The 25800-nt window shown below is 71.6% G+C and carries 23 protein-coding genes; 8 read left to right on the forward strand and 15 right to left on the reverse strand.

Translation table 11 applies throughout. The annotated features are described in order from the left end of the window. Positions 1 to 31: 31 nt before the first annotated feature. Entirely contained in the window at positions 32 to 286 is a 255-nt protein-coding gene (locus SYYSPA8_RS09070; protein WP_407705969.1) for a hypothetical protein, read from the reverse strand. Next, on the reverse strand, positions 232 to 1188 hold the full coding sequence (locus SYYSPA8_RS09075; protein ID WP_323446506.1) for an SPFH domain-containing protein: 957 nt from the start codon (positions 1186 to 1188) through the stop codon (positions 232 to 234). Before SYYSPA8_RS09075 ends, SYYSPA8_RS09070 begins: the two co-directional genes overlap by 55 nt. Positions 1189 to 1538: 350 nt before the next feature. Between SYYSPA8_RS09075 and SYYSPA8_RS09080 the strand changes: the two genes are divergently transcribed. Then, positions 1539 to 3842: a transglycosylase domain-containing protein gene (locus tag SYYSPA8_RS09080; protein WP_323446507.1), complete on the forward strand. Its 2304-nt coding sequence runs from the start codon at positions 1539 to 1541 to the stop codon at positions 3840 to 3842. Positions 3843 to 3892: 50 nt separating this feature from the next. Here the strand turns inward: SYYSPA8_RS09080 and SYYSPA8_RS09085 are convergent, their stop codons facing one another. The 4 genes from SYYSPA8_RS09085 to SYYSPA8_RS09100 form a co-directional block, all read right to left on the reverse strand. Further along, entirely contained in the window at positions 3893 to 5356 is a 1464-nt protein-coding gene (locus SYYSPA8_RS09085; RefSeq protein WP_323446508.1) for a catalase, read from the reverse strand. Positions 5357 to 5651: 295 nt separating this feature from the next. Then, positions 5652 to 7532 (reverse strand): SpoIIE family protein phosphatase, encoded by a 1881-nt coding sequence (locus tag SYYSPA8_RS09090; protein ID WP_323446509.1) that lies wholly within the window; start codon positions 7530 to 7532, stop codon positions 5652 to 5654. Between the two features lie 398 nt (positions 7533 to 7930). Continuing rightward, positions 7931 to 8611, reverse strand: a complete 681-nt coding sequence (gene fomD, locus SYYSPA8_RS09095) for a cytidylyl-2-hydroxypropylphosphonate hydrolase (protein WP_323446510.1) — start codon at positions 8609 to 8611, stop codon at positions 7931 to 7933. Between the two features lie 44 nt (positions 8612 to 8655). Next, a complete protein-coding gene (locus tag SYYSPA8_RS09100; protein WP_323446511.1) occupies positions 8656 to 10053 on the reverse strand; it encodes a class II fumarate hydratase in 1398 nt (465 codons plus the stop codon). A 133-nt stretch (positions 10054 to 10186) separates the two neighbouring features. Between SYYSPA8_RS09100 and SYYSPA8_RS09105 the strand changes: the two genes are divergently transcribed. Further along, positions 10187 to 11707, forward strand: a complete 1521-nt coding sequence (locus SYYSPA8_RS09105; protein WP_323446512.1) for a ricin-type beta-trefoil lectin domain protein — start codon at positions 10187 to 10189, stop codon at positions 11705 to 11707. Positions 11708 to 11775: 68 nt separating this feature from the next. Here SYYSPA8_RS09105 and SYYSPA8_RS09110 read toward each other — a convergent pair whose 3' ends face one another. After that, entirely contained in the window at positions 11776 to 13455 is a 1680-nt protein-coding gene (locus tag SYYSPA8_RS09110; RefSeq protein ID WP_323446513.1) for a fumarate hydratase, read from the reverse strand. A gap of 185 nt (positions 13456 to 13640) precedes the next feature. Between SYYSPA8_RS09110 and SYYSPA8_RS09115 the strand changes: the two genes are divergently transcribed. Further along, positions 13641 to 14339, forward strand: coding sequence for a DUF1707 SHOCT-like domain-containing protein (locus tag SYYSPA8_RS09115; protein ID WP_323446514.1), 699 nt, complete (start codon positions 13641 to 13643; stop codon positions 14337 to 14339). A 234-nt stretch (positions 14340 to 14573) separates the two neighbouring features. Continuing rightward, positions 14574 to 14927, forward strand: coding sequence for a WhiB family transcriptional regulator (locus SYYSPA8_RS09120; RefSeq protein ID WP_323446515.1), 354 nt, complete (start codon positions 14574 to 14576; stop codon positions 14925 to 14927). Positions 14928 to 15006: 79 nt separating this feature from the next. On the opposite strand, the gene glpX is transcribed toward SYYSPA8_RS09120, so the two are convergent. Beyond that, complete coding sequence (gene glpX, locus SYYSPA8_RS09125) at positions 15007 to 16038, reverse strand: class II fructose-bisphosphatase (protein WP_323446516.1); 1032 nt, start codon at positions 16036 to 16038, stop codon at positions 15007 to 15009. A gap of 132 nt (positions 16039 to 16170) precedes the next feature. Here glpX and SYYSPA8_RS09130 point away from each other — a divergent pair, with 132 nt between their 5' ends. Next, positions 16171 to 16752, forward strand: coding sequence for a DUF4245 domain-containing protein (locus SYYSPA8_RS09130; protein ID WP_323446517.1), 582 nt, complete (start codon positions 16171 to 16173; stop codon positions 16750 to 16752). A 107-nt stretch (positions 16753 to 16859) separates the two neighbouring features. Here SYYSPA8_RS09130 and SYYSPA8_RS09135 read toward each other — a convergent pair whose 3' ends face one another. From SYYSPA8_RS09135 to SYYSPA8_RS09150, 4 genes are all read right to left on the reverse strand, one after another. Then, the gene (locus SYYSPA8_RS09135) at positions 16860 to 17450 is read right to left on the reverse strand and encodes a malonic semialdehyde reductase (RefSeq protein ID WP_323446518.1); all 591 of its coding nucleotides are present in this window, start codon (positions 17448 to 17450) and stop codon (positions 16860 to 16862) included. Between the two features lie 147 nt (positions 17451 to 17597). Next, positions 17598 to 17843 carry an exodeoxyribonuclease VII small subunit gene (locus SYYSPA8_RS09140; RefSeq protein WP_323446903.1) on the reverse strand — a complete coding sequence of 82 codons (246 nt, stop codon included), beginning with the start codon at positions 17841 to 17843 and terminating at the stop codon, positions 17598 to 17600. 136 nt (positions 17844 to 17979) lie between these two features. Beyond that, positions 17980 to 19188, reverse strand: coding sequence for an exodeoxyribonuclease VII large subunit (gene xseA / locus SYYSPA8_RS09145; protein WP_323446519.1), 1209 nt, complete (start codon positions 19186 to 19188; stop codon positions 17980 to 17982). 135 nt (positions 19189 to 19323) lie between these two features. Continuing rightward, entirely contained in the window at positions 19324 to 20718 is a 1395-nt protein-coding gene (locus tag SYYSPA8_RS09150; RefSeq protein ID WP_323446520.1) for an APC family permease, read from the reverse strand. 77 nt (positions 20719 to 20795) lie between these two features. Here SYYSPA8_RS09150 and SYYSPA8_RS09155 point away from each other — a divergent pair, with 77 nt between their 5' ends. Then, positions 20796 to 21833, forward strand: a complete 1038-nt coding sequence (locus SYYSPA8_RS09155; RefSeq protein WP_323446521.1) for a 4-hydroxy-3-methylbut-2-enyl diphosphate reductase — start codon at positions 20796 to 20798, stop codon at positions 21831 to 21833. A gap of 30 nt (positions 21834 to 21863) precedes the next feature. Next, a complete protein-coding gene (gene ppgK, locus SYYSPA8_RS09160) occupies positions 21864 to 22607 on the forward strand; it encodes a polyphosphate--glucose phosphotransferase (RefSeq protein ID WP_323446522.1) in 744 nt (247 codons plus the stop codon). A 46-nt stretch (positions 22608 to 22653) separates the two neighbouring features. Here ppgK and SYYSPA8_RS09165 read toward each other — a convergent pair whose 3' ends face one another. Beyond that, positions 22654 to 23247 (reverse strand): DUF6542 domain-containing protein, encoded by a 594-nt coding sequence (locus SYYSPA8_RS09165; RefSeq protein ID WP_323446523.1) that lies wholly within the window; start codon positions 23245 to 23247, stop codon positions 22654 to 22656. Between the two features lie 263 nt (positions 23248 to 23510). Here SYYSPA8_RS09165 and ychF point away from each other — a divergent pair, with 263 nt between their 5' ends. Beyond that, positions 23511 to 24599, forward strand: coding sequence for a redox-regulated ATPase YchF (ychF, locus tag SYYSPA8_RS09170; RefSeq protein ID WP_323446524.1), 1089 nt, complete (start codon positions 23511 to 23513; stop codon positions 24597 to 24599). A gap of 151 nt (positions 24600 to 24750) precedes the next feature. Here ychF and SYYSPA8_RS09175 read toward each other — a convergent pair whose 3' ends face one another. After that, a complete protein-coding gene (locus tag SYYSPA8_RS09175) occupies positions 24751 to 25332 on the reverse strand; it encodes a Uma2 family endonuclease (RefSeq protein ID WP_323446525.1) in 582 nt (193 codons plus the stop codon). Between the two features lie 51 nt (positions 25333 to 25383). Further along, entirely contained in the window at positions 25384 to 25710 is a 327-nt protein-coding gene (locus SYYSPA8_RS09180; RefSeq protein ID WP_323446526.1) for a DUF4326 domain-containing protein, read from the reverse strand. Between the last annotated feature and the right edge of the window lie 90 nt (positions 25711 to 25800).

Below are 25800 nucleotides of genomic sequence, written 5' to 3' on the forward strand. Positions count from 1 at the left end.
TCGGGTCCGGGGGTGATCCACCAGGCACGGCTCAGGCCTGGGGCGGGCGGCCGCGCTTCGGGATCGGGGCGATGCCCGTCGGCAGCCGGCCCGTCTCCGCCAGGGCCCGGCGCAGCAGGAACTCGATCTGCGCGTTGGCGCTGCGCAGTTCGTCGGACGCCCACCGGGCCAGCGCCTCGTACACCACCGGGTCCAGCCGCAGCAGTACCTGTTTGCGCTCCGGCGGGGGCGTCACTGGTAGAGCGTGCCCGTGTTGAGGACCGGCTGCGCCGAGCGGTCGCCGCAGAGCACCACCATCAGATTGGAGACCATCGCCGCCTTCCGCTCCGCGTCCAGTTCCACGAGGTCGCGCTCGGAGATCCGGTTGAGCGCTTCCTCGACCATACCGACCGCGCCCTCCACGATCAGCCTCCGGGCCGCGATCATCGCACCCGCCTGCTGCCGCTGGAGCATCGCGGAGGCGATCTCCGGAGCGTACGCGAGGTGCGTGAAGCGGGACTCGATGATCTCGACGCCGGCGGTCTCGATCCGGGCGTGCAGTTCGGCGGCGAGCTTCTCGGTGATCTCCTCGGCGTTGCCGCGCAGCGAGAATCCGCCCTCGTCGTGGGAGTCGTACGGGTACTCGATCGCGATGTGCCGCACCGCCGCCTCGGCCTGGGTGGTGACGAACTCCTCGTAGTCGTCGACCTCGAACAGGGCCTGGGCGGTGTCCTTGACCCGCCAGACCACCACGGCGGCCAGCTCGATCGGGTTGCCGTAGGCGTCGTTCACCTTCAGTACGGCGGTCTCGTGGTTGCGGACCCGGGTGGAGATCGCCTCACGGGAGGTGAGGGGATTGACCCAGCGCAGGCCGTCGGTGCGGATGGTGCCCCGGTAGCGGCCGAAGAGCTGGACGACGCGGGCCTCGCCGGGGGAGACGTTGTTCAGTCCGCACATGGCGAGGAAGGAGCCGAACGCGAGCACCACACCGGCGACGATCAGCGCGACCTTGGCGGCGGTGGCGCCGGTGACGGCGCCGGTGACGACGAGGCCGACCCCCAGGGCGAGGCCGGTCAGCCCGAGGAGCAGGGCGAGCCCGCCGCCGATGCTGCGGGCCGCGAACTCTCTGATGGGCGGCTCGGCCCGGTGCGCCCCCTCGGTCCCGGATCCGGCCGTGGGCTTGATCTGAGTGGTGGTGGTGGTCGGCATGGCGCCCCCCGTTTCTGAGGTGTCCGGCATATCCGTCATGGCTTCGCCGGATCGCAAGCGTGGTGCTAGCAATGTGATTACACATTAATGCCTCGCGCAACCCCCCGCGCCCCCCGGGAGTCGGTTCCTCTGGGGAAGGTGCTGTTTGTCACGTCGGGAAAGTCCGGATCGGTCGACCTTTGTCACAGGCGCCGGTGTTAGTTTTCTGAGCTGCCCTTGGGTGGACCGGGCCGACCCGCCGCCGAGGACCGGAGCACCGGAACTTCCGGGACGCCGGAGCACCGGAGTACCGGAAGAAGCGTCGATGGGAACCGTCGACCGAAGAACCGAAGAGCGGAGCGGAACGAGCGATGGGCCGAGCGGAGGCGCGACGGGAGCGGGAGCTTGAGGCGCGAGCGGCCAGAAAGGCCGCCAGACCCAGGGGCCTGCGGCGCTTCTTCACCTGGAAGAAGCTGCTGGGCACGTTCCTCGGGGTCTGTCTGCTCGGGATGGGCGCCTTCTACGCGGTCTACGTGATGACCCCGGTGCCCAAGGCCAACGCCGAGGCAGAACTCCAGAGCAACGTCTACAAGTACCGCGACGGCTCCATCCTGGCCCGTACCGGCAAGCTCAACCGGGAGATCATCGGGCTGGAGCGGATACCCAAGGACATCCAGTTCGCCTTCGTCGCCGCCGAGAACAAGAGCTTCTTCAAGGACTCCGGCGTCGACATCAAGGGCACCACCCGCGGTCTGCTCAACACCGTCACCGGCAAGGGCAAGCAGGGTGGCTCGACCATCACCCAGCAGTACGTCAAGAACTACTACCTCAACCAGGACCAGACCATCAGCCGCAAGCTGAAGGAACTGGTCATCTCGCTCAAGGTCGACGACGAGAAGAGCAAGGAAGACATTCTCGCCGGGTACATCAACACCAGCTACTACGGCCGCGGCGCCTACGGCATCCAGGCCGCCGCCCAGGCGTACTACCGCGTCGACGCCGAGGACCTGAGCCTGGAGCAGGGCGCCTATCTCGCGGCGCTGCTCCAGGCCCCCAACCAGTACGACTGGGCGCTCGCGACCGACACCGGCAAGCGGCTGGTCAAGGAGCGCTGGGCGTACACCCTCGACAACATGGTCGAGGAGGGGTGGCTGGAGCCGTCCCAGCGGCAGGGCATGGAGTTCGCGGTCCCCAAGGACCCGCGTGCCGCCCCCGGCATGGAGGGCCAGGTCGGCTATCTGGTCGACGCCGCCAACGCCGAGCTGGAGCGCCAGGGCATCAGCGAGGAGGACATCCGGGCCGGCGGCTGGACGATCACGCTCAACGTCGACAAGAAGCGCCAGGAGGCACTGGAGCGCTCCGTCGAGACCGAGCTGGAGTCCAAGCTCGACCGGAAGGGCAACGAGAAGCACGCCACCATCCAGGCCGGCGCCACCTCCGTCGACCCCGAGACCGGTGAGGTCGTCGCCCTCTACGGCGGTGTCGGCGCCACCGAGCACTGGCTCTCCAACGCCACCCGCCGCGACTACCAGCCCGCGTCCACGTTCAAGCCCGTCGTCCTCGCCGCCGCGCTGGAGAACGAGTCGCAGACGCAGGACGGCGAGCCGATCGACCTGAACACGCTCTACGACGGCACCAGCAAGCGCCCGGTCGAGGGCAGCGACATCCCCTTCGCGCCGCAGAACATCAACGACAAGGACCACGGGCCCATCACGGTCCAGGAGGCCACCAACAACTCGGTGAACTCGGTCTACGCCCAGATGCTCGTGGACGTCACCCCGGGGAGGACGAAGGAGACCGCGCTCGCCATGGGCATGCGGGACGGGAAGGCGTTCGAGGAGCGGCCCGCGATGTCGCTGGGCACCATGAACGCCTCCACCTGGGACATGGCCGGCGTCTACGCGACCTTCGCCCACCACGGCAAGAAGGTCACCCCGACCATCGTGAAGTCCGCCGAGCACCGGGTCCGCAAGGCCACGCTGGACCAGGACGGCATCGGCGGCCAGGCCATCAGCCGCGAGACCGCCGACACCGTGACCTCGGCCCTCCAGGACGTCGTCGCGGTGGGCTCCGGCACCGCCGCGCAGGGCGACTACCAGGCCGCGGGCAAGACCGGTACCTCGGAGCGTAACGTCACCGCCTGGTACGCGGGGTACACGCCCAAGCTGGTCACCGTCGTCGGTCTGATGGGTGCCTCGCCCGACGGCAAGCGGCAGGTCACGCTGACCGACACCGTCGGCGAGGGCCGTGTCAACGGTGGTGGCATCCCCGCCGAGATCTGGAAGACGTACACCTCCGGGGCGCTCGGCGGCGACGCCGGCGCGCAGTTCGACCTCGAAGTGAAGGAGCCGGCCGAGCGCCTGCCCGACCCCGGCCCGACCGAGTCGTCCCTGCCGCCCTCGCCGCCCGCCACCGAGGAGGAAGAGGAGCAGCAGGAGGAGACGCCGAAGGAGGAGGAGACCCCGGACGAGTCGAACCTGCCGACCGGGCCCACCTCCAGCGCGCCCGTGACGCCGCCGTCGCCGCCGCAGACGAGCCAGAGCCCGCAGCAGCCCGAACCCGGCGCGAGCGGCTCCTCGTCCCCGCCGCCGGGTGAGACGGGCGGCGGCGAGCCGGGCCGGCCCGGGGGCGGTAACTCCGGGGACGAACCCGGGAACGCGGGCTTCCGCCGCTGAGTACGAGTGAGGGCCCCGGGACAGCCGTCCCGGGGCCCTCACCCGTGTGGTCAGCCGCCGTTGACCTGCTTGGCGATCCGGTCGCCGACGTCCTGGTCGATGTTCCGCCAGTACGTGAACGCCCGCTCCAGCACCGGCCGGGAGACGCCCTGCTTCAGATGGCCGGACACGTTCGACACCAGCCGCTCCCGGGCGGCGTCGTCCAGCACCTTCCGGACCAGGGTGCCCGCCTGCCCCCAGTCGTCGTCCTCCGCGTGCAGCGTGTACGCCTGGCGCACCATCTCGCCCGCGCTGTACCACCCGGCCGGCTTCCCGTACGCGGCCACGTCCGCCGCCGGCCCGCCGTAGGAGTTCGGCGCGTACGGCATCGCCGTGTTCGAGCGCTCGTACCGCATCGGGCCGTCCTTGGCGTACGAGCGGATCTCGGTGCGCGCCCGGTTGGGCGGGAGCTGCGTGTAGTTGGGGCCGATCCGGTACCGGTGGGTGTCGGGGTACGAGAAGAGCCGGCCCAGCAGCATCTTGTCCGGTGAGGGGCCGATGCCCGGGATCAGGTTCGAGGGCTCGAAGGCCGCCTGCTCGATGTGGACGAAGTAGTCCTCGGGGTTCTGGTTGAGGGTCATCCGCCCCACTTCGATCAGCGGGTAGTCGCCGTGCGGCCACACCTTGGTCAGATCGAAGGGGTTGAAGCGGTAGTCCGGGGCGTCGTCGAAGGGCATGACCTGCACCTTCAGGGTCCAGCTCGGGGCGTCACCGGCCTCGATCGCCTCGTACAGGTCCCGGCGGTGCCGGTCCGCGTCGTGCCCGGCCAGCTCGTCGGCCTCGGCCTGGGTGAAGAAGTCGACGCCCTGGTCGGTCTTGAAGTGGTACCGCACCCAGAACCGCTCGCCGCCCTCGTTCACCCAGAGGTAGGTGTGCGAGCTGTAGCCGTTCATGAAGCGGTACGACTTGGGGATGCCCCGGTCGCCCATCAGCCAGGTGACCTGGTGCGCGGTCTCGGGGGAGAGGGTCCAGAAGTCCCACTGCATGTCGTTGTTCCGCAGCCCGCTGGCCGGGTGGCGCTTCTGCGAGTGGATGAAGTCGGAGAATTTCTGCGGGTCGCGGATGAAGAAGATCGGCGTGTTGTTGCCGACCATGTCGTAGTTGCCCAGTTCGGTGTAGAACTTCAGGGCGAAGCCGCGCGGGTCGCGCCAGGTGTCCGGGGAACCGGACTCGCCGGCGACCGTGGAGAAGCGGGCCAGCATGTCGGTGCGGGTGCCCGGCTTGAAGACGACGGCCTTGGTGTACTGGGTCACGTCCTGGGTGACCTCGAAGAAGCCGTAGGCGCCCGCGCCCTTGGCGTGCACCACCCGCTCGGGGACCCGTTCGCGGTTGAACTGGGCCATCTTCTCGATGACGTAGTGGTCGTGGAGCAGGATCGGGCCGTCGGGGCTGACGGTGAGCGAGTGTTCGTCGCTCTCCACCGGGATGCCGACGTTGTCGGTCGTGTACGGAACCTTGCGGGCTGACTCGGTCACGAGCGTCCTCCCGTCGATGGGGCGCTGGGGTCGAGGGGCGTGGTCGGTCGCTTCCGCCGCGCGTACCCCAGTCAACTCCGCCGACACACGGTCGGCAACATTTGCCCTGGTATGTATGAATTCTGTACGGGTTGCTTCTGCCAGGTCGGCGGGGGCGGGGGCGGGGCTGGGCGGGGCTGGGTGGCGCGGACAGCCGGAAGGCGCCCGGCTCCCCGTGGGGGTGCCGGACGCCTTCGGTGCCGCCGTGTCGCTGTGCCGCCGTGCCGCCGAACCGCCGTCGGTCAGGGCCGGGCGGTCAGGGCCGGGTGGGCAGCTCGAACCAGACCACCTTGCCGCTGGAGAGCCGGGTCGCCCCCCACCGCCGGGCCAGCCGGTTCACCAGGAAGAGGCCGCGTCCGCCCTCGTCCGTCTCCCGCGCCTTGCGCTGCCGGGGCAGCTGCGGCGAGTCGTCCCCGACCTCGCAGCGGAGCACGTCCGTCCGCAGCAGCCGCAGCATCACCGGGCGCTCCGCGTACCGGACCGCGTTGGTGACCACCTCGCTGACCAGCAGCTCCACCGCGTCGCTCAGGTCCTCCAGGCCCCAGCGCTGGAGCGCCCTGCGGGCCAGCCGACGGGCCCGGCCCGGGGCGGCGTCCTCCGGTTCCAGGAACCAGTACGCGACGTCGCTGGGCGCGATGCCGTCGAAACGGGCCGCGAGCAGCGCGATGTCGTCGTCCCGGTCACCCGGTCCCAGCATGTCCAGGACGTCGTCGCAGAGCGCCTCCAGCGGCGGGGAGTGGTCCGGGCCGGTGAGCTGGGCGGTGGCGGCCAGCCGCTCCCGCAGCTGCTCGATGCCCGTCCAGACGTCCCGCAGCCGGGACTCGACCAGGCCGTCCGTGTACAGCAGCAGGGTGGCCCCGGCGGGGGCGTCCAGCTCGACGGCCTCGAAGTCCACGCCGCCGACCCCGATCGGCGCCCCGGGCGGCACCCGCAGCACCTCGGCCCGCCCGCCCAGGTGCAGCAGCACCGGCGGCGGGTGGCCCGCGTTCGCGATGGTGATCCGGTGCGAGACCGGGTCGTACACCGCGTACATGCAGGTCGCCATCCGGTCCGTGCCCAGTCGCTGGGCCTGCTCGTCCAGGTGGTGCAGCACCTCCTGCGGCGGCAGGTCCAGACCGGCCAGGGTCTGGGCCGTGGTCCGCAGCTGGCCCATGATCGCGGCCGAGGTCATGGAGTGGCCCATGACATCGCCGACGACGAGCGCCACCCGGCTGCCGGGCAGCGGGATCGCGTCGTACCAGTCGCCGCCGACCCGCGCGGTCTCGGCCGCGGGCAGATAGCGCGAGGCCAGCCGCACGCCCGTGGGCTGCGGCAGCGAGTCCGGCAGCATCGTGCGCTGGAGTTCGTCCGCGATGTACGCCTCCCGGCCGTACAGCACCGCCTTGTCGATGCCCAGCGCCGTGTGGGTCGCCAGCTGGGCCGCGACCAGGAGGTCGTTCGGCTCGAAGGCGGGCCGGTCCGGGCGGCGCAGGAAGACGGCGGCGCCGATCACCCGCCGGCGGCCGCGCAGCGGTGCCAGGATCGCCCGGTGGCCGGCGGGCACGCTCCGGTCGGCCCCCAGCAGCTCGGGCAGCGCGGCACGGGCCGCCGCCGAGTCGCCGAAGACCGGCCGCACCCCGCGCAGCACCTCGGACAGGGCCCCGCCCGAGCGCACCTCGCACAGGTCGGAGGCCGGGGTCAGGTCGTAGTGGGGGTCGATCACGGGCACCGGCGAGACGGCCGTCCCGAAGTCGACCACGTCCTCAGCTAAACGCAGCCGGTCCGTGCGCCGCAGCCGTAGCACGAACGGCGCCACCGGGCGCTCGTCGCCCACCGGCAGCGGGTCGCGCAGATAGACGAGGATCGCGTCGGAGAAGGTGGGCACCGTGGCCCGGCACAGCCCGAGGACGATCTCGTCCAGGTCTATGCCCCGGGCGATCCTGCGGGTCGCGGCGCCGACGAAGCGCAGTCGGTCCCCTTCGCGCCGGGCCGTCACCGCGAGGTCCTGGAGATCCTGCGGTGGCCCGCCCGGGGTGGGGACGGCGGGGCCGGGCACGGCGGCCGTGGCTCCGGCCGACTCCGCGCGCGGCCGGGCGCGTTCCTGCGGCCGGGCAGCCAAGGGCTGCCGGCCTTCGTGGGAGGTGGGCTGCTCCGTCACGCGTGGGCTTCCGTCCGTCTGGGCCGGGTGTGCGATGCGAATGCCTCGTGGGGCGGTATACCCGCTCTCAAGGTGGCGTCGACAGGGTTGCGGGCATCCGGCACGGCTCCACCCCCTCGGTGTGACTCATTCGGTGTGACTCATGATGACTCGCGGTCAGGTCCGGTGCTGCGCTCCATGGTTACCGCAGGCGGGCCCGGCGCGCAGTCCTGCGGACGACGATCCTACGGTTGCCCCCAGGGGGCGTATCAAGAGTCTCATGGCGCCCTCTGCGCCGGAGCGGGTTCCCCGACGGGAGTCGGACATCCCGCACCCGGTCCGAAAGGCCCCCGGAAGAGGGCCGGAAGAAGGCCGGAAGGGGGCCGGGAGGGGCCCGCGGGCCCCCGGCGGTCCCGGTCTCACGACGCCATCCGGGCCGGGACGCTGCCCCAGTCGGCCGGCAGCTCCGGCACCCGCCAGCGCGGATCGGGCCGCCAGCGCTCCCAGCCGTCCGAGAACGGCGGTCCCCAGGCCCGGATGACCTCGACGGCCGCCGCCCCCGCCGCCCGGATGCGGCGGGCCTTCTCCGGGCCGATCAGCCCCGCCCGCTGGGCCTCGGCGAACTCGTCCTCGTCCCGCCAGAGCCAGCTGTGATCCGGGTAGACCGAGATGTCCAGAAAGTGGTCCTCGGAATCGATACCGCCAGCCCATCGGGTGCGTGGCTCCTCCAGGTTGACGTACCAGCTGCGGAACTCCCAGCCCGGATCCCAGAAGAGCCAGACCGACCAGGGCTCGCCGGGCCGGGCCAGCTTCAGCACCCCCGTGCCGAACCAGCGGTCCCGCATCACCGTGCGCGGGGCCGTGTAGCGGGTCGCCAGCGGCTGCTGATGGACGGGGGTGCCGTCCGCGAGTACCGGTTTGACGCACTCCGTGCCCGGCGCCATCCAGACGGCGAGCGTGTCGGCGGTGTCCTGGACGACGGTCACGGGGCGGCAGATGTCCACCGGGGGCCGCCCCGAGGGATCCGGGCCGTGCCCCCGGTAGCGCCAGAGGATGTGCTCCCCCGGCGCCCAGCGCTGAACGCGTTCCGTGCCTGTCATGAGCAGATCTTAGGAGGAGGCTCCGATCCGCGCACCGATCCCGTTCACGGGTGCGTCATACGGAGTACGTCGAGGGCCTCGTCGAGCTGTTCCAGGGTGAGGTCGCCGCGTTCCACGTACCCCGATTCGAGGACGATCTCGCGGATCGTGCGGCGCTCGGCGAGGGACCGCTTGGCGACCTTCGCGGCCTCCTCGTAACCGATGTACTTGTTCAGCGGGGTGACCACGGAGGGCGACGACTCGGCGTATTCGCGGGCCCGTTCGGCGTGGGCGCGGATGCCGTCCACCGTGCGGTCGGCGAGCAGCCGGGCGGCGTTGGTGAGCAGCCGGATCGACTCCAGCAGATTCCGGGCGATCACCGGGAGCATCACGTTCAGCTCAAAGTTGCCGGCGGCTCCGGCGATGGCGACGGTGGTGTCGTTGCCGGTGACCTGGGCGGCGACCATCAGCACGGCCTCGGGGACGACCGGGTTGACCTTGCCGGGCATGATCGAGGACCCGGGCTGGAGGTCGGGCAGTTCGATCTCGGCGAGACCGGTGCGGGGGCCGCTCGCCATCCACCGCAGATCGTTGCAGATCTTGGTGAGGGAGACGGCGATCACCCGCAGCTGGCCCGAGGTCTCCACCAGGGCGTCGCGGGCGCCCTGGGCCTCGAAGTGGTTGCGGGCCTCGGTCAGCGGCAGCCCGGTGGCGCGGGCGACCTCGGCGATCACGGCGGCCGAGAAGCCGGGCGGGGTGTTGATGCCGGTGCCCACGGCGGTGCCGCCGAGGGGGAGTTCCGCGAGCCGGGGCAGGGCGGCGGTCAGCCGCTCCACGCCGTACCGCACCTGCGCGGCGTACCCGCCGAACTCCTGTCCCAGGGTGACGGGGGTGGCGTCCATGAGATGGGTGCGCCCGGCCTTGACCACGCCGGAGAACTCGCCGGCCTTGCGCTCCAGCGCCGCCGCCAGATGCTCCAGGGCCGGGATCAGCTCGCCGGTGACGGCGCCCGTGGCGGCGATGTGGATCGAGGACGGGAAGACGTCGTTGGACGACTGCGAGGCGTTGACGTGGTCGTTGGGGTGGACCGGGCGGTCCAGCCGCTCGCTCGCCAGCGTCGCCAGCACCTCGTTGGTGTTCATGTTCGATGAGGTGCCGGAGCCGGTCTGGAAGACGTCGACGGGGAAGTGGTCGTCCCAGCGGCCCGCCGCGACCTCCTCGGCCGCCGCCGCGATGGCGTGCGCGATGTCCGCGTCGATCACGCCCAGCTCCGCGTTGACCCGGGCCGCCGCGCTCTTGATCCGGGCCAGTGCCGCGATGTGCGCCCGTTCGAGCCGCTGCCCGGAGACGGGGAAGTTCTCCACCGCGCGCTGGGTCTGGGCCCGCCACTTGGCGTGCGCGGGCACCCGCACCTCGCCCATGGAGTCGTGTTCGATGCGTGTCCCGGCGCCGTTCCCGCTCATCGTCTGCCGTCCTCCTGGCTGGTTCGGGCGGGCCCGTGCCCGCCTGTGGCTGAGCGCGGATCGTGTCCGGGCTATTCCCTTCCGCGCTACCCACCAGTAAATACCTGGGGTAACCGAATACCTCGGAGGCGCAATGACACGTACCGGGAACCGACTTCGCGCACTGGCGGGAACCACCGTCATGACCCTGGCCGCCGGACTGCTGGGGCTGACCGCCCCCATGACGGCCACCGCGGCCGAGGCCCCGAGAACCGCGTCCGCACCGCTCCCGCCCGCCCTGGAGGCGATCCGGGCGGCGGAGGCGACCGCGCTGTACGGCAGCCCCGCCGAACGGCCCTTCGCCGAACGCAGGACCGCGTTGATCTCCCTCGGTGACAGCGAGATCTCCGGCGAGGGCGTCGGCACCTACGAGCCCGGCACCGACGGCCCCGACAACTGGTGCCACCGCTCGCCGGACGCGGCCGTCCACCGCACCGGCATCGCCGCCGACGTGACGTACAACGTCTCCTGCTCGGGCGCGTACACCGGCAACATCCGCATCGGCGGCTCGAAGCAGTACGCCGACGAACTGGTCCAGAGCGACAGCCTCGCCATCAAGGCGCGCAACACCCGCCTGAAGATGGTGCTCCTGGTGGCCGGGGCCAACGACGACCTCCAGTTCGGCCCCGTGATGACCGACTGCGTGATCCGCTACGTCACCCTCCAGGGGCCCTGCGAGTCCAAGTACGCCCCCGGCTGGCAGGCCCGGGTCGACGGGCTCGTCCCCAAGGTCGAGTCCACCATCCGGGATCTGCGGACCGTGATGCGGGACGCCGGATACGCCGACGCCGACTACAAGCTCGTCGTCATGGGCTATCCGAGCCCCATCGGACCCGACTTCCGGGACAACCCGAACTTCCCCGGCAAACTCATCTGCGGCGGCATGGGCTACGACTCCGACACCGTCTGGGGCCGCAACACCGCCGTACCCGCCTTCCAGCGCGGGATGCGCGCGGCGGCCCGCGCCACCGGGGCGGTCTACCTCGACAACTCACGGCTCTTCCAGGGCCACGAGGTCTGCATGGAGGACGCCTGGGTCCGCGGGCTCTACATCGACATGGGCCACTTCCCGCCGGACGCCAACTCCGTCCGCCAGTCCTTCCACCCCAACGCCCGCGGCCACGCCGCCTTCGCCGCCTGCCTGACCCAGCTGTACGGGACGGCACTGCGCGAGGCGAGCTGCGCCGAGTCGAACTCCGACGGCCGCCCGGTGCTGCGCGCGGGCGCCTGGGACGACCACTACCGGCCGCTGCGCAACGCGGGCACCGGCAACTGCGCCGACGTCGACGCGTCCGTCACCCGCAATGGCACCGCCGTACTCGGCTGGGACTGCCACGGCGGGCGCAACCAGGGCTGGTGGCAGGACCCGGCACGCGGCTCCGTGCACACCGAACTGACCCAGGACCGCTGTCTGGACGTGCCCCGGGGCGACTACCGGGCCGGGGCCGCCCTGGTGGTGTGGAACTGCTCCGGCGCCGCCAACCAGCGCTTCGTCAGGGACGGGCAGACACTGCGCCCGGCGGACGCCCGGAACCTGTGCGTCAGCCAGGCGGCGGCCCGGCAGCCGCTGCGGCTCCAGCCGTGCTCGGGGGCGGCGAACCAGAACTTCAGCTGACTGGTGGTTACGGGGCGGGCGGGCCCGGGGAGCGATCCCCGACCCCGCCCGCCGCCGGGTACGGCACCTCAGCCGAGGCCGGGGCCCCGCACCGGGATCGACGTGAACGTGGGCGCGGGCGCCGGCTCGGTGAAGAAGTCGTTCCCCTTGTCGTCCACCACGACGAACGCCGGGAAGTCCTCCACCTCGATCCGCCAGACCGCCTCCATGCCCAGCTCCGCGTACTCCACGACCTCGACCTTCTTGATGCAGTCCTGGGCGAGCCGGGCCGCGGGGCCGCCGATCGAGCCCAGGTAGAAGCCGCCGTGCGCCGCGCACGCGTCGGTGACCTGACGGCTGCGGTTCCCCTTCGCCAGCATCACCTTGGAGCCGCCCGCCGCCTGGAACTGCTCGACGTACGAGTCCATCCGCCCGGCCGTCGTCGGCCCGAAGGACCCCGACGCGTACCCCTCGGGGGTCTTCGCCGGGCCCGCGTAGTAGACCGGGTGGTCCTTCAGGTACTGGGGCATCCCCTCGCCCGCGTCCAGCCGCTCCTTGATCTTCGCGTGGGCGATGTCACGGGCCACCACCAGCGGGCCGGTCAGCGAGAGCCGGGTCTTCACCGGGTACTTGGTCAGCTCGGCCAGCACCTCGTCCATCGGCCGGTTGAGGTCGATCCGCACCACGTCGCCGGCGCTCCGCGCGTCCCGCGCCAGCTGCTCGTCCGTGGTGTCGGGCAGGAAGCGGGCCGGGTCCTTCTCCAGCTGCTCCAGGAAGACGCCCTCGGCCGTGATCTTCGCCTTGGCCTGGCGGTCGGCGGAGCAGGAGACGGCGATCGCGACCGGCAGGGACGCGCCGTGCCGGGGCAGCCGCACCACGCGGACATCGTGGCAGAAGTACTTGCCGCCGAACTGCGCGCCGATCCCGATCCGCTGGGTCAGCTCGAAGACCTTCTCCTCCAGCTCCTTGTCGCGGAAGCCGTGGCCGGTCGCGGACCCCTCGGTGGGCAGCTCGTCCAGGTAGTGCGCGGACGCGTACTTCGCGGTCTTCAGGGCGTACTCGGCGGAGGTGCCGCCGACGACGATCGCCAGGTGGTACGGCGGGCACGCGGCCGTCCCCAGGGAGCGGATCTTCTCCTCCAGGAACTTCATCATCGCGGTCTCGTTCAGGACCGCCTTGGTCTCCTGGTAGAGGAAGGACTTGTTGGCGGAGCCGCCGCCCTTGGCCATGAAGAGGAACTTGTACGCGCCGCCGTCGGTCGCGTACAGCTCGATCTGCGCGGGCAGGTTGGAGCCGGTGTTCTTCTCCTCCCACATGGTCAGCGGCGCCATCTGCGAGTACCGCAGATTCAGCTTGGTGTACGCGTCGTACACGCCCCGGGAGAGCGCCGCCTCGTCCCCGCCCGGCGTCAGCACGTTCTGGCCGCGCTTGCCCATGACGATCGCCGTGCCGGTGTCCTGGCACATCGGCAGCACGCCGGCCGCCGCGATGTTCGCGTTCTTGAGCAGGTCGAGCGCGACGAACTTGTCGTTGGAGGAGGCCTCCGGGTCGTCCACGATCCGGCGCAGCTGGGCCAGGTGCGCGGGGCGCAGATAGTGGGAGATGTCGTGCATGGCCTCGGCGGCGAGCAGCCGCAGGGCCTCCGGGTCGACCTTGAGGAACGTCCGGCCGTCCGCCTCGAAGGTGGTGACGCCCTCGCTGGTCACCAGCCGGTACGGCGTGGTGTCCTCTCCCAGGGGGAGCAGATCTGAGTACGTGAACTCCGGCATGACGGTCAATCCTCACTCAACGGACCCGGCGGGCCTGGCGGACCCGGATGGGACGTCGCGGTCCCGACGCGCATCCAGCGTAGAGCGCCCCCGGGCGGCCGCTCGTGTGAGGTAAGGCTCAGTCGGCCCCTTCCGCCGGGTGTTGCCCCTGGTCGCGATCTATCGCGTTTCGCTACCCTGAGGTCGTGGACCTCGAAAAGCAGCCCCAGAAGCCCGCCTTCCCCGCTGAAGCCGCTGAAGCCGTTGGTGCCGCCCCCGCCCCTGCCCCCGCCCAGGACCGGCTGCGCGCGTCGGACGCCGACCGGGACCGCATCGCGGACATCCTCCGGGACGCCCTCGCGGAGGGCCGCCTGGACGCCGAGGAGCACTCCGAGCGCATCGACGCGGTCTACCGCGCCAAGACGATGGGCGAACTTCAGCCACTGGTCCAGGATCTGCCCGCCGTGCGCCCGGCCTCCGCGCCGTCCGGCCGGCCGGCGCCCGCCGGGCCGCAGGGCCCCGGGGAGAACCTGATCGCCGTCTTCTCCAGCTCCGTGCGCAAGGGCCGCTGGCGGGTCGGCGCGCGCACCAACGCCTTCGCGCTCTTCGGCAGTGTCGAGATCGACCTCACCGAGGCCCTGTTCTCGCAGCGCCACACGGTGATCAACGCCACCTCGATCTTCGGCAGTGTCGAGGTCAGGGTGCCGGAGAACATCAGCCTCCGGGGCAACGGCAACGGCCTCTTCGGCAGCTTCGAGGTCCGCACCCTGGAGTCCGTCGAGACGGACGCGCCGGTCGTCACGGTCCACGGGTACGCGCTCTTCGGCTCCGTGGAGGCCAGGCCCCGGCGGGGGCGGCGCGTCGCCGACCTCCAGGAGCGGATGCGCAAGTACTTCCTGGGCTGACGTCCTTCGCGGGCCGGCGTGCGTCCGTGGCCGGCGTACAGCTGCGGCCGACGGCGGCCGGGCCCGGTCACCTGCCCGGACGGCGGCTCCGCCCTGGAGCGTTTTTCGGCCGCGAGCGCCCGCGGACGGCCCCGTGCCCCACACCCGCGTGCCACTCAGTGCATAGGAGTGCGCACAGCGGGTAGGGAGAGCTGCATCGTCTCTCGCTCGCGAAGCCGTCGTCAGGAGTAGACCGTGCTGCAACTGTCGTACCAGTCCTCGCAGGTGGCCGCTGTGCCTTCTCAGCGTGCCGCCGCGAGGGAAGATCAGGACGGACCCTGGCACGCGGATGCGGTGTGCCGCCGGGACGAGGCCGGACTGTTCTTCGCCCCCTCCAAGGAGCCGACGGCCGCCAGGCTGTCGCGGGAGGAGGCCGCGAAGCGGGTCTGCGCCCGGTGCCCCGTCCTGGTGCAGTGCCGTGAGCACGCGCTGCTCCAGCCGGAGCCGTACGGCGTCTGGGGCGGGCTCACCGCCGCCGAGCGCCGGGTCGTGCTGGCCCGCCGCAGACGGCGTGACATCGAGGTCAAGAAGGCCCAGTCGGCGGCGTGACGCGCCGGCCCGGGCCGGAAGTTCGGGAAAGAGGGGCCTTCGGGCCCCTCTTTCCCGTGTCCGCCGTCCCTCTCGCGGGCTACTGCGCGCGGGAGAAGTCGACCTGGCTGTAGGCGCGCAGCTTCGACAGCTTGTGGGTGGAGTCGATCTGCCGGATCGTGCCGGACTTGGAGCGCATGACGAGCGACTGCGTGGTCGCCGTCTCCGCGCGGTAGCGCACCCCGCGCAGCAGCTCGCCGTCGGTGATCCCGGTCGCGACGAAGAAGACGTTGTCGCCCTGGACGAGGTCGTCCGTGCACAGCACCCGGTCGAGGTCGTGGCCCGCGTCGAGCGCGCGCGCCCGCTCGGCGTCGTCCTTGGGCCACAGCTTGCCCTGGATCGTGCCGCCCAGGCACTTGATCGCGCAGGCGGTGATGATGCCCTCGGGGGTGCCGCCGATGCCCATCAGCATGTCCACGCCGGTGCCCTCGCGCACCGCCATGATCGCGCCGGCCACGTCGCCGTCGGAGATGAACTTGATCCGCGCGCCGGTCTCCCGGATCTCCTTGACGATGCCGTCGTGGCGCGGGCGGTCGAGGATGACGACCGTCACGTCCTCGGGGGTGGACTGCTTGGCCTTGGCGACGCGGCGGATGTTCACCGACGCCGGGGCGTCGATGTCGACGTAGTCGGCCGCCTCCGGGCCCGTGACCAGCTTGTCCATGTAGAAGACGGCGGACGGGTCGAACATGGCGCCGCGGTCGGCGGCCGCGAGCACCGCGATCGCGTTGGGCATGCCCTTGGCGGTCAGCGTCGTGCCGTCGATCGGGTCCACGGCGATGTCGCACTCGGCGCCGGTGCCGTCGCCGATGCGCTCCCCGTTGAAGAGCATCGGCGCTTCGTCCTTCTCGCCTTCGCCGATGACGACGACGCCGTTCATCGAGACGGTGTGGACCAGGGTCCGCATGGCCTTCACGGCCGCGCCGTCGGCGCCGTTCTTGTCACCGCGGCCCACCCAGCGGCCGGCCGCCATGGCGGCGGCCTCCGTGACCCGGACGAGTTCCAGGGCGAGGTTGCGGTCGGGGGCCTCCGGAGAGACCTCCAGCTGGGACGGCAGACCGTGTTCGGTCATCGGAGCGCACCTTTCTGTACGACGACGGCCGGGAATGAGGGTGCTTCGACTCTATCTCCATATCGACAGAATGAGCAGCGGGGCCCACGTTTGAGCGCGAAGGCCGGATGCGACCATGGGGAGGTGGCAGGTATGCGAGGCAAACAGACGATCCGCGACATGATCCTTTCGATGGCGGCCATCGGGAGCGTCGTCGGCGTGGTCTATCTCTTTCTCCCGAACGACGGCGATGCCGACGCCGACCCGACCAAGGCCGTCGACTACAGCGTCGAGATGGTGACGGCCCAGCGCGCCGCCCCGTATCCGGTGCTCGTCCCCCAGGGGCTGCCGGAGGGCTGGAAGCCCACCTCGGTCTCGTACAAGGGGTACGCGGACGACTCCTGGCACATCGGCTTCCTCGACCCGGACCGCGAGTACGTCGCGATCGAGCAGTCCACCGAGGCCAAGGGCAAGTTCGTGCCGAAGGTCACCCACCAGGCCGAGGACACGGGCAGGACCCAGCGGATCGACGGTGAGACCTGGCAGCGCTGGGAGGGGGCGAAGTACGACGCCCTGGTCCGGCTGGACAAGGGCGTGACCACCGTGGTGACCGGCACGGCCGGGCCGGAGCAGCTGGCCCGGATGGCGGCCGCGCTGGAGCGGGCGCCGTCGTCGGTGCCCGCGCCCGCCGCCTCGGCGCCGGCCGGGTCGAAGGAGCCGGTCCGCGCGTCCTAGCGCGTCGCGCCAGTACGTCGCGTCAGTACGTCGCGCGTGTACGACAGGGCCCGCCGTACCCCTTCCGGGTAGGGCGGGCCCCGTCATGTCCGGGTGGGCCGGGCCGCTCAGACGGTGGTGATCACGTCGTCGTACTCCAGGCGCGGGGAGCGCGGGAACCACGCGTCGTCGCCGGGCCGGCCGATGTTGACGACCATCAGCGGGGTGTGGTCGTCGTCCAGGAACTCGCGCTGGACGGCGTCGGCGTCGTAGCCCGTCATCGGGCCGGCGGCCAGACCGGCGGCGCGGACGCCGACGATGAAGTACGCGGCCTGGAGCGCGGCGTTCAGGCCGGCGGTCTGCTCGCGGACCGGGCGCTCGCCGAAGAAGGCGTCCTTGGCCTGCGGGAAGTGCGGGAAGAGCCGGGGCAGCTCCTCGTGGAACTCGTTGTCGGCCGCGAGGACGGCCACCAGCGGGGCGGTGGCGGTCTTGGCGCGGTTGCCCTCGGACATCAGCGGCACCAGCCGCTCGCGCGCCTCGGCGGACCGGACGAGCACGACCCGCAGCGGGGTCTGGTTGAAGGCGGTCGGGCCGAACTTGACCAGGTCGTAGATCGCCTTGACCTGCTCCTCGGTCACCGGCTCGTCGGTGAACGTGTTGGCGGTGCGGGCCTCGCGGAAGAGGAGGTCCTGGGCTGCGGGGTCAAGGACGAGGGGCATGCGGAAGGCACCTTTCCGGCGGTTCGCGGGTGTGGAGGTGCCCACCGTAGCGCAATGGATTAAGTTTCAACTAACTTCGGCGGGGCCCGGGGGAGTGACCCAGGTCTCCCAGGCCGCCGGAGCGTCCCCCGCGCCCCTCCCGTGCCCTCACGTCCCCTGGCCGGCCTCCGCGCCGTCGCTCCCGCCGTCCGGGCCCGCGAGCGCCGCGTCCAGCCGGGCCCGCGCCCCCTCCAGCCAGTGGCGGCAGACCTTCGCCAGCTCCTCGCCGCGCTCCCAGAGCGCCAGCGACTCCTCCAGCGTCGTCCCGCCCGCCTCCAGCCGGCGGACGACCTCGATCAGCTCGTCCCTCGCCTGCTCGTACCCGGGTGCCGTCTCATCCGTACCGGCGGCCATCCGCTCCACTCCCGTCCCGTCGTCGTTCGTCACTGCTCGTCGTCGCTCCTGATACCGGCCCGGCGGGCCCTCCCGGTGGATCCGGTGGTCCCGGCCCTCCCGGTGGATCCGGTGGTCCCGGCGGCCTTGGGGCCGCTCACTCCGTCACCCGCACGGCGAACTCGCCCCGCGCGACCCGGGCCCGCAGCCCGTCGCCCTCCGCCACCTCGTCCGGTGAGCGCACCACGCCCCCGTCCGCCCGCTGGAGCACCGCGTACCCCCGCTCCAGCGTCGCGGCGGGCGAGAGCGAGACCACCCGCGCCCGGGTGTGCGACAGCTCCGACTCCGCCCGGTCCAGCAGATGCCCCAGCACCCGCCGGGCGCGCGCCGCCAGGGCGTCGATCTCGCTCTCCCGCTCCTCCACCATCCGGTGCGGCCGCTCCAGCACCGGGCGGGCCAGGGTGTGCGCGAGCCCGCGCTCCTCCCGCTCCAGCAGCGACCGGACCGTGCGCAGCGCCCGGTCCCGCAGCTGCCGCACCCGCTGAAGCTCCTCGTCCACGTCCGGGACGACCTTTTTGGCCGCGTCCGTCGGGGTCGAGGCGCGCAGATCGGCCACCAGGTCCAGCAGCGGGGTGTCCGGCTCGTGCCCGATCGCGGAGACCACCGGCGTACGGCAGTCGGCCACCGCGCGCACCAGCTGCTCGTCCGAGAACGGCAGGAGATCCTCCACGCTGCCGCCGCCGCGCGCCACGATGATCACCTCCACCTCGGGCAGCGCGTCCAGCTCCCGGACCGCCGTGACCACCTGGGGGACCGCGTGGACCCCCTGCACGGCGACATTGCGCACCTCGAAGCGGACGGCGGGCCAGCGGCGCCGGGCATTCTCCAGGACATCGCGCTCGGCGGCCGACGCCCGGCCGCAGACCAGCCCCACCCGGTGCGGCAGGAAGGGGAGCGGCTTCTTCCGGTCGGCGGCGAAGAGCCCCTCGGCCGTCAGGGAGCGCTTCAGCTGCTCCAGGCGCGCCAGCAGCTCACCGACGCCCACCGGCCGTATCTCCGCCGCGCGCAGCGACAGCTGGCCCCGGGGCGCGTACCACTCCGGCTTGGCGTGCACGACGACGCGCGCGCCCTCGGAGACGACGTCCGCCACGGCGTCGAAGACCTGCCGGTAGCAGGTGACGGCGACGGAGATGTCGTACGACGGATCCCGCAGGGTCAGGAAGACGACACCCTGGCCGGGCCGCCGGGACAGCTGGGTGATCTGCCCCTCGACCCAGACGGCGCCGAGCCGGTCGATCCACCCGCCGATGAGCCGGGACACCTCGCCGACCGGGAGCGGGGCGTCCGAGGACGTCTGGAGAGCCATGGGAACGACAGTATCGGCAGGGTCGGACAATCGGCCCCGCCAGCCCGCCGCGGAAGCCGCCGACCTGCTGCGGAAGCCTGTCCGGGCCCCTCCCGTCCAGCCCCCTCCCCCGTACGGGCCCCTCCCGTACGGGACCTACTCCCCGACGTGGTTCCCCGGCCGCCCCGAGCGCCCCCACAGCAGCGCCAGCACCACGAGCCCCACCCCCAGCCAGACCACGCCCACCACCTGGGCCGTCCCCGACGCCGTGACGATCACCGCCACCAGGATCACCGCGCCCAGCACCGGCACCACCAGATGCCGCCCCCAGCGCGGCGGACCGGCCATCCGCCGCACCACGAACCACCCGATGACGCTGATGTGCAGCAGCACGAACGCCGTCAGCGCGCCGATGTCCACCACCGAGACCAGCTGGTCCAGGCCGTTGGCCTGCCGCGCCGCCCACACCGCCGCCACCAGGTTCACCCCGGCGGCCAGCAGCAGGGCCACCCGGGGCACCCCCGCGTCCGTACGCGACAGGGCGCGCGGCAGCCGCCGCTCCCGGGCCATCGCGAAGAGCAGCCGTCCCGCCGCAGCCTGCCCGGCCAGCGCCGCGAACGCCGCGCCGATCGCCTTGCTCACCGCGATCAGATCGTGCAGCCAGGCCCCCACCGACGCGTCGACCGCGTTGTAGAACGCGGCACCCTGCTCCTTCGGCCGGGCCGCCAGCTCCTGCGAGGACACCGGCTGGAGCAGCGCCACCAGATAGGTCTGCACCACGAACAGCACCCCCGCGAGCACGAGGCACAGGAGCACCGCCCGCGCCACCTTCCGGGAGCCCCCGGTGACCTCCTCCGCGAAGGAGGCGATGGCGTCGAAGCCCAGATACGACAGCACCGCCACCGAGACCGCGCCGAACACCGCGGCCATCGAGAAACCGGCGTCCCCGGCGAACGGGGAGAACCAGTCCCGCCGCGCCCCGTCCCGTACCAGCACGGTCACCGCCGACACCACGAACACCAGCAGCACCGCGATCTCCATGGCGAGCACGGCGAAGCCGACGCGGGCGGCGGCCCGTACCCCCCAGAGGTTCAGCAGCGTGGTCACCACGACGGCGATCCCGGTCCACACCCACCGGTCCACCCCCGGGACCAGCGCCTCCATCGCGATCCCGGAGAAGAGGTACGCCACGGCCGGGATCAGCAGATAGTCGAGCAGCGCCATCCAGCCGGCGATGAACCCGGGGCCCTCGCCGAGGGCCTTGCGGGCGTACGCGAAGACCGAGCCCGCCTGCGGGGCCACCGGGATCATCTGCGCGTAGCTCAGGGCGGTGAACCCCATCGCGATCGTGGCGACCACATAGACGAGCGCGACCGCGCCGTGCGACTTCGCGTCGAGCGTGCCGAAGACGCCGACGGGGGCCATCGGGGCGATGAACAGCAGCCCGTAGACCACCAGATCCCGGAAGCCGAGCGAGCGCCGCAGCCCGGTGCCGTCCTTGTGCCGTCCGGAGCCGGCCCCGGGCCCCGCCCTGTCCGCGCCCGTGGTCATCCGGCCTCCGTCCGTCGCGCACCACCCTCAGTCTTTCCACGGCGGGTGACCTCCCGCCTCTTCTGGGCGGCCTTACGATGGGGGGCATGACTGCTACGCCTGCTGCCCGTCGCGTCCTGCTCGCCGCCCCCCGGGGCTACTGCGCGGGCGTGGACCGCGCGGTGATCGCCGTCGAGAAGGCGCTGGAGCAGTACGGTGCGCCGGTCTACGTCCGGCACGAGATCGTCCACAACAAGTACGTGGTCCAGACGCTGGAGCGGAAGGGCGCGATCTTCGTGGAGGAGACGGCGGAGGTCCCCGAGGGATCGATCGTCATGTTCTCCGCGCACGGTGTCTCCCCGGTCGTCCACGACGAGGCCGCCGGGCGCAAGCTGGCGACCATCGACGCGACCTGCCCCCTGGTGACCAAGGTCCACAAGGAGGCCGTCCGGTTCGCCAACGAGGACTACGACATCCTCCTCATCGGCCACGAGGGCCACGAGGAGGTCATCGGCACCTCCGGCGAGGCCCCCGACCACATCACGCTGGTCGACGGCCCGGACGACGTCGCCAAGGTCGAGGTCCGCGACGAGTCCAAGGTCGTGTGGCTCTCGCAGACCACGCTCTCCGTGGACGAGACGATGGAGACCGTGGACCGGCTGAAGGAGAAGTTCCCGCAGCTGATCTCGCCGCCCAGCGACGACATCTGCTACGCCACGCAGAACCGTCAGATCGCGGTGAAGCAGATGGGCGCCGCGGCCGATCTGGTGATCGTCGTCGGCTCGAAGAACTCCTCGAACTCGGTCCGGCTGGTCGAGGTCGCCCTCGGCGCCGGCGCCCGCGCCTCCTACCTGGTCGACTTCGCCGACGAGATCGACGAGGCCTGGCTGGAGGGCGTCTCCACGGTGGGCCTGACCTCGGGCGCGTCCGTTCCGGAGATCCTGGTCGAAGAGGTGCTGGAGTGGCTCTCCCAGCGCGGCTTCCAGGACGTGGAGCTGGTGAAGGCGGCCGAGGAGTCGATCACGTTCTCGCTCCCGAAGGAACTCCGCCGCGACCTGCGGGCCGAGGCGGCCGAGCTGGTCGCGCGGGCCGAGGCCAAGGCCAAAGCGGGGGCTTCCGTTCCGTCCGGCGAGTGACAGCCGGTGGCTGCCCGTACCGTGGGAGTCATGAACCTGTTCGGAGTGGACATCGGCGGATCCGGCATCAAGGGCGCACCCGTCGACCTTGACCGGGGCGATCTGGCGCAGGAGCGCCACAAGGTGCTGACCCCGCAGCCGGCGACGCCGGACGCGGTCGCGGACGGCGTCGTCGAGGTGGTGAAGCACTTCGAGTGGACGGGCCCGGTCGGGATCACCTTCCCCGGAGTGGTGACCGACGGCATCACCCGGACCGCTGCCAATGTCGACAAGGCCTGGGTGGACCAGGACGCCGCCAAGCTGCTCAGCGACCGTCTGGGCGGCGTCGGGGTCACCCTGCTGAACGACGCGGACGCTGCGGGCGTCGCCGAGATGACCTTCGGCGCGGGCAAGGGGCGCGGCGGGACGGTGATGATGCTGACGCTGGGCACCGGCATCGGCAGCGCCCTGTTCGTCGACGGCCGGCTGGTGCCCAACACGGAGCTGGGCCATCTGGAGCTGCACGGCCGCGAGGCCGAGAAGCACGCCTCGACCAAGGCCAAGGAGGACGAGGACCTGACCTGGCCGCACTGGGCGCACCGGGTGCAGAAGTACCTGGCCCACCTGGAGATGCTGTTCTCGCCGGAGCTGTTCATCATCGGCGGCGGGGTCAGCCGGAAGGCCGAGAAGTTCCTGCCGCACATCGAGGGGATCAGGGCCGGGATCGTCCCGGCGCAGCTCCAGAACAACGCGGGCATCGTGGGCGCGGCGATGGCGGCCGCGACCCGCGCGTAGCGGCCCCTGTTCCTGTTCCTGTCCCTGGGCTCATGTGCTCATCCGCTCATCCGCGGTCCTGGGGGCCACTGCCCGGACGCCGCCACCGTCCGGGGGGCGGCCCCTGGCGGTTGCGGCGGCGCCGGCGGGCCATGGCCCGTACCTTGCGTACGCAGGTGATCACCCCGGCGACCAGCGTCCCGCCGTACAGCCAGCCCGCCTGCACCGCCAGCGCGGTCACGACGGCCATGGTCCGGGCGCCGAGGCCGCCCTCGCCGCCCGCGATCGGCACGATCCCCGCCGCGAAGGCGATGGGCACGCTGATGGGGGCGGTCACGATGTCCGCCTCCCGCACCCAGAGCGCGGTGAGCGCGCAGACCGGCAGGAAGAGCGCCCCGTACACGACGGGGGAGCCGTCCAGCAGCAGCCGGTCCAGAAGGCCGACCACCACCATGGTCACGACGGCGAAGAGCCCGCCGCCGAGCCCGGTCAGCCGGGGCCCGCGCACCCGGCCCGACCCCGCGGGCGGCACGGGCCCGGCGGGCCGTACCCGGGGCCGGGCTCCGTGGCCGGCGAGGCCGTCGGGGCCGGGGCTCGGGGAGGGCAGCGGGGGGTGCGGCCGCTGCCGGTTCTGAGGGCGACTGGTCCTGTGCTGCTCCACACGACCAACGTAGGGCGCGAGTGGGGAGGAATCAGGGACAGGACACGCCTTTGAGGCGACCTTGCCCAAAGGTTCGACTGAGGCGCCGGCCGAGGCACCGGTCGATGCGCCGGCCGAGGCGTCCCGTCGCTGCCCGTCGCGTGCCGCCCGTAAACTGGGGGATCGGCCCCCGTCCCGGGACCGACGCGGCACGGCCCCGAGGGCGCCCCGCCGCTCAGCCCGCGCCGGCCCGTCCCACTCGTCCTCACTCAGGAAGTCGCAACGTGTCGCTCACGATCGGAATCGTCGGTCTGCCGAATGTCGGTAAGTCGACCCTGTTCAACGCCCTGACCAAGAACGACGTGCTGGCGGCCAACTACCCGTTCGCCACCATCGAGCCGAACGTGGGCGTCGTGGGCGTCCCCGACGCCCGCCTGGCCACGCTGGCGGAGATCTTCGGCTCGCAGCGGATCCTCCCGGCGACGGTGGACTTCGTCGACATCGCGGGCATCGTGCGCGGCGCCAGCGAGGGCGAGGGCCTGGGCAACAAGTTCCTGGCGAACATCCGTGAGTCGGACGCGATCTGCCAGGTCATCCGGGCCTTCAAGGACGAGAACGTCGTCCACGTGGACGGCAAGGTCTCGCCGAAGGACGACATCGAGACCATCAACACCGAGCTGATCCTCGCCGACCTCCAGTCGGTCGAGAAGGCGGTCCCGCGCCTGACGAAGGAGTCCCGCCTCCAGAAGGACAAGATCGCGGTCCTCGCGGCGGTCGAGGCGGCGCAGAAGATCCTGGAGTCGGGCCAGACCCTGTTCTCGGCCGGCATCACCAAGGGCACCGAGCAGGGCGACCTGCTGCACGAGCTGCACCTGCTGACGACCAAGCCGTTCCTCTATGTCTTCAACGTCGACGAGGACGAGCTGGTCGACGAGGACTTCAAGAACGAGCAGCGCGCCCTGGTCGCCCCGGCCGAGGCCATCTTCCTCAACGCCAAGATCGAGTCCGAGCTGATCGAACTGGACGACGACGAGGCCCTCGAACTCCTCCAGTCCATGGGCCAGGAGGAGCCCGGCCTCGCCACCCTCGGCCGCGTCGGCTTCGCCACCCTCGGCCTCCAGACCTACCTGACGGCCGGCCCCAAGGAGACCCGCGCCTGGACGATCCCCCAGGGCGCGACCGCCCCGGAGGCGGCCGGTGTGATCCACACCGACTTCCAGAAGGGCTTCATCAAGGCCGAGGTCATCTCCTTCGGCGACCTGGTGGCGACGGGCTCGGTCGCGGAGGCCCGCGCCCAGGGGAAGGCCCGCATGGAGGGCAAGGACTACGTGATGCAGGACGGGGACGTCGTGGAGTTCCGTTTCAACGTCTGAGCTGTCCGCTGAAAGGCCGTCCGACCCGCGATGCAGCGGGTCGGACGGCCTTTGATGGACAAAGAGATAGTCGTTTTTGCCGCTCGGTACCACTACTGACCGCTCATGCCGTCCGGGCGCCCTGTCCGTCCAACGCGCCGGGCAGGGGGTGTCAGCCGGACCCGCGCGGCGCGAGCTTGTCCAGGTCGAGGCTGATCCCGAAGGGCAACGGGCGCTGGAGCGAGTCCCGGAAGATTCCGGCGGGTGCGTATGCGCCGGTGGGTCCGTCGAGCTCGTAGACGTGGACAACGGGTGCTCCGCCCTCGTCCTCGATGCACCAGTAGTGCGGGATGCCAGCCTCGGCGTACTTGCGGAGCTTGACAGTCCGGTCGCGGTGGGCGGACTCCGGCGAGACCACCTCGATGACGAGCCGGACGTCCTCCGGGGCGAACCAGGTACGGTCGGGGTCGTACGGTGCCGTGGTCACCACGAGGTCCGGCTCGGGGCGGTTGCGGGCATCGAGGCGGATGGTCATCTCACGGCCGATCCTGAAGCCTGCGGGGGCCTGTGCTCTGAGGGCCAACGTGAGGTCGGTGACGATCTCTCCGTGCCACCACCGCTGCGGGGACATCATGAAAATGAGGGCTCCGTCGATCAACTCGGTGTGGCGCGGCGCTTCCGGGAGGCGGTCCAGGTCCTCCGCGAACCAGCCTTCCGCGCGGGGCGGGCGCATCCAGTCGGGCAGTGCGGTCATGGCTCCACAGTAGCGGGCCCAAGGAGGCGGAACCCTGCCCTTCCGGGTGGTTCAGGCGCCGGTGCCCGCGTCCGTCAGTTCGGCGATCACCTGCGCGTGGCACTTCTCCGGTACGCACCAGCAGCCGAGCCGCCGTCCCCGCAGCGGTGGCAGCAGCGCGAGCAGGTCCGGCCGGGAGAGCAGATGGGCGCGGTACCGCTCCATCACCTCCGTGCGGGTGCCGTCGGGGCCCGGGCGGTACGGGCTGGCCAGGGGGGAGGCGTCCAGGTGCCAGCCGCCCCGGTGCATGGCGCGGCCGACATAGACGACATCCGCGTACGCCGGGTCGCCGCGGTGGCCCTTGAGGTTGACGACCGTCGTCGCCGTGGTCGCTGACATCGCGCGTGCCTCTCCTCGCTCCGGTCCGGGGCGGCGGTGGACCGGGACGGATCTGTTTATACGATTCCCGTTCGGCTCATTTTTCCTTTG

The organism is Streptomyces yaizuensis, assembly GCF_034961445.1.
Classification (GTDB): Bacteria; Actinomycetota; Actinomycetes; order Streptomycetales; family Streptomycetaceae; genus Streptomyces; species Streptomyces yaizuensis.

What these genes read in the sequence shown, in the direction of transcription:
- SYYSPA8_RS09075 (WP_323446506.1), bottom strand. Translation starts at nt 1,188, where the DNA reads ATGCCGACCACCACCACCACTCAGATCAAGCCCACGGCCGGATCCGGG.
- SYYSPA8_RS09080 (WP_323446507.1), top strand. Translation starts at nt 1,539, where the DNA reads ATGGGCCGAGCGGAGGCGCGACGGGAGCGGGAGCTTGAGGCGCGAGCG.
- fomD (WP_323446510.1), bottom strand. Translation starts at nt 8,611, where the DNA reads ATGACAGGCACGGAACGCGTTCAGCGCTGGGCGCCGGGGGAGCACATC.
- SYYSPA8_RS09100 (WP_323446511.1), bottom strand. Translation starts at nt 10,053, where the DNA reads ATGAGCGGGAACGGCGCCGGGACACGCATCGAACACGACTCCATGGGC.
- SYYSPA8_RS09105 (WP_323446512.1), top strand. Translation starts at nt 10,187, where the DNA reads ATGACACGTACCGGGAACCGACTTCGCGCACTGGCGGGAACCACCGTC.
- SYYSPA8_RS09110 (WP_323446513.1), bottom strand. Translation starts at nt 13,455, where the DNA reads ATGCCGGAGTTCACGTACTCAGATCTGCTCCCCCTGGGAGAGGACACC.
- glpX (WP_323446516.1), bottom strand. Translation starts at nt 16,038, where the DNA reads ATGACCGAACACGGTCTGCCGTCCCAGCTGGAGGTCTCTCCGGAGGCC.
- SYYSPA8_RS09130 (WP_323446517.1), top strand. Translation starts at nt 16,171, where the DNA reads ATGCGAGGCAAACAGACGATCCGCGACATGATCCTTTCGATGGCGGCC.
- SYYSPA8_RS09135 (WP_323446518.1), bottom strand. Translation starts at nt 17,450, where the DNA reads ATGCCCCTCGTCCTTGACCCCGCAGCCCAGGACCTCCTCTTCCGCGAG.
- SYYSPA8_RS09140 (WP_323446903.1), bottom strand. Translation starts at nt 17,843, where the DNA reads ATGGCCGCCGGTACGGATGAGACGGCACCCGGGTACGAGCAGGCGAGG.
- xseA (WP_323446519.1), bottom strand. Translation starts at nt 19,188, where the DNA reads ATGGCTCTCCAGACGTCCTCGGACGCCCCGCTCCCGGTCGGCGAGGTG.
- SYYSPA8_RS09150 (WP_323446520.1), bottom strand. Translation starts at nt 20,718, where the DNA reads ATGACCACGGGCGCGGACAGGGCGGGGCCCGGGGCCGGCTCCGGACGG.
- SYYSPA8_RS09155 (WP_323446521.1), top strand. Translation starts at nt 20,796, where the DNA reads ATGGGGGGCATGACTGCTACGCCTGCTGCCCGTCGCGTCCTGCTCGCC.
- ppgK (WP_323446522.1), top strand. Translation starts at nt 21,864, where the DNA reads ATGAACCTGTTCGGAGTGGACATCGGCGGATCCGGCATCAAGGGCGCA.
- SYYSPA8_RS09175 (WP_323446525.1), bottom strand. Translation starts at nt 25,332, where the DNA reads ATGACCGCACTGCCCGACTGGATGCGCCCGCCCCGCGCGGAAGGCTGG.
- SYYSPA8_RS09180 (WP_323446526.1), bottom strand. Translation starts at nt 25,710, where the DNA reads ATGTCAGCGACCACGGCGACGACGGTCGTCAACCTCAAGGGCCACCGC.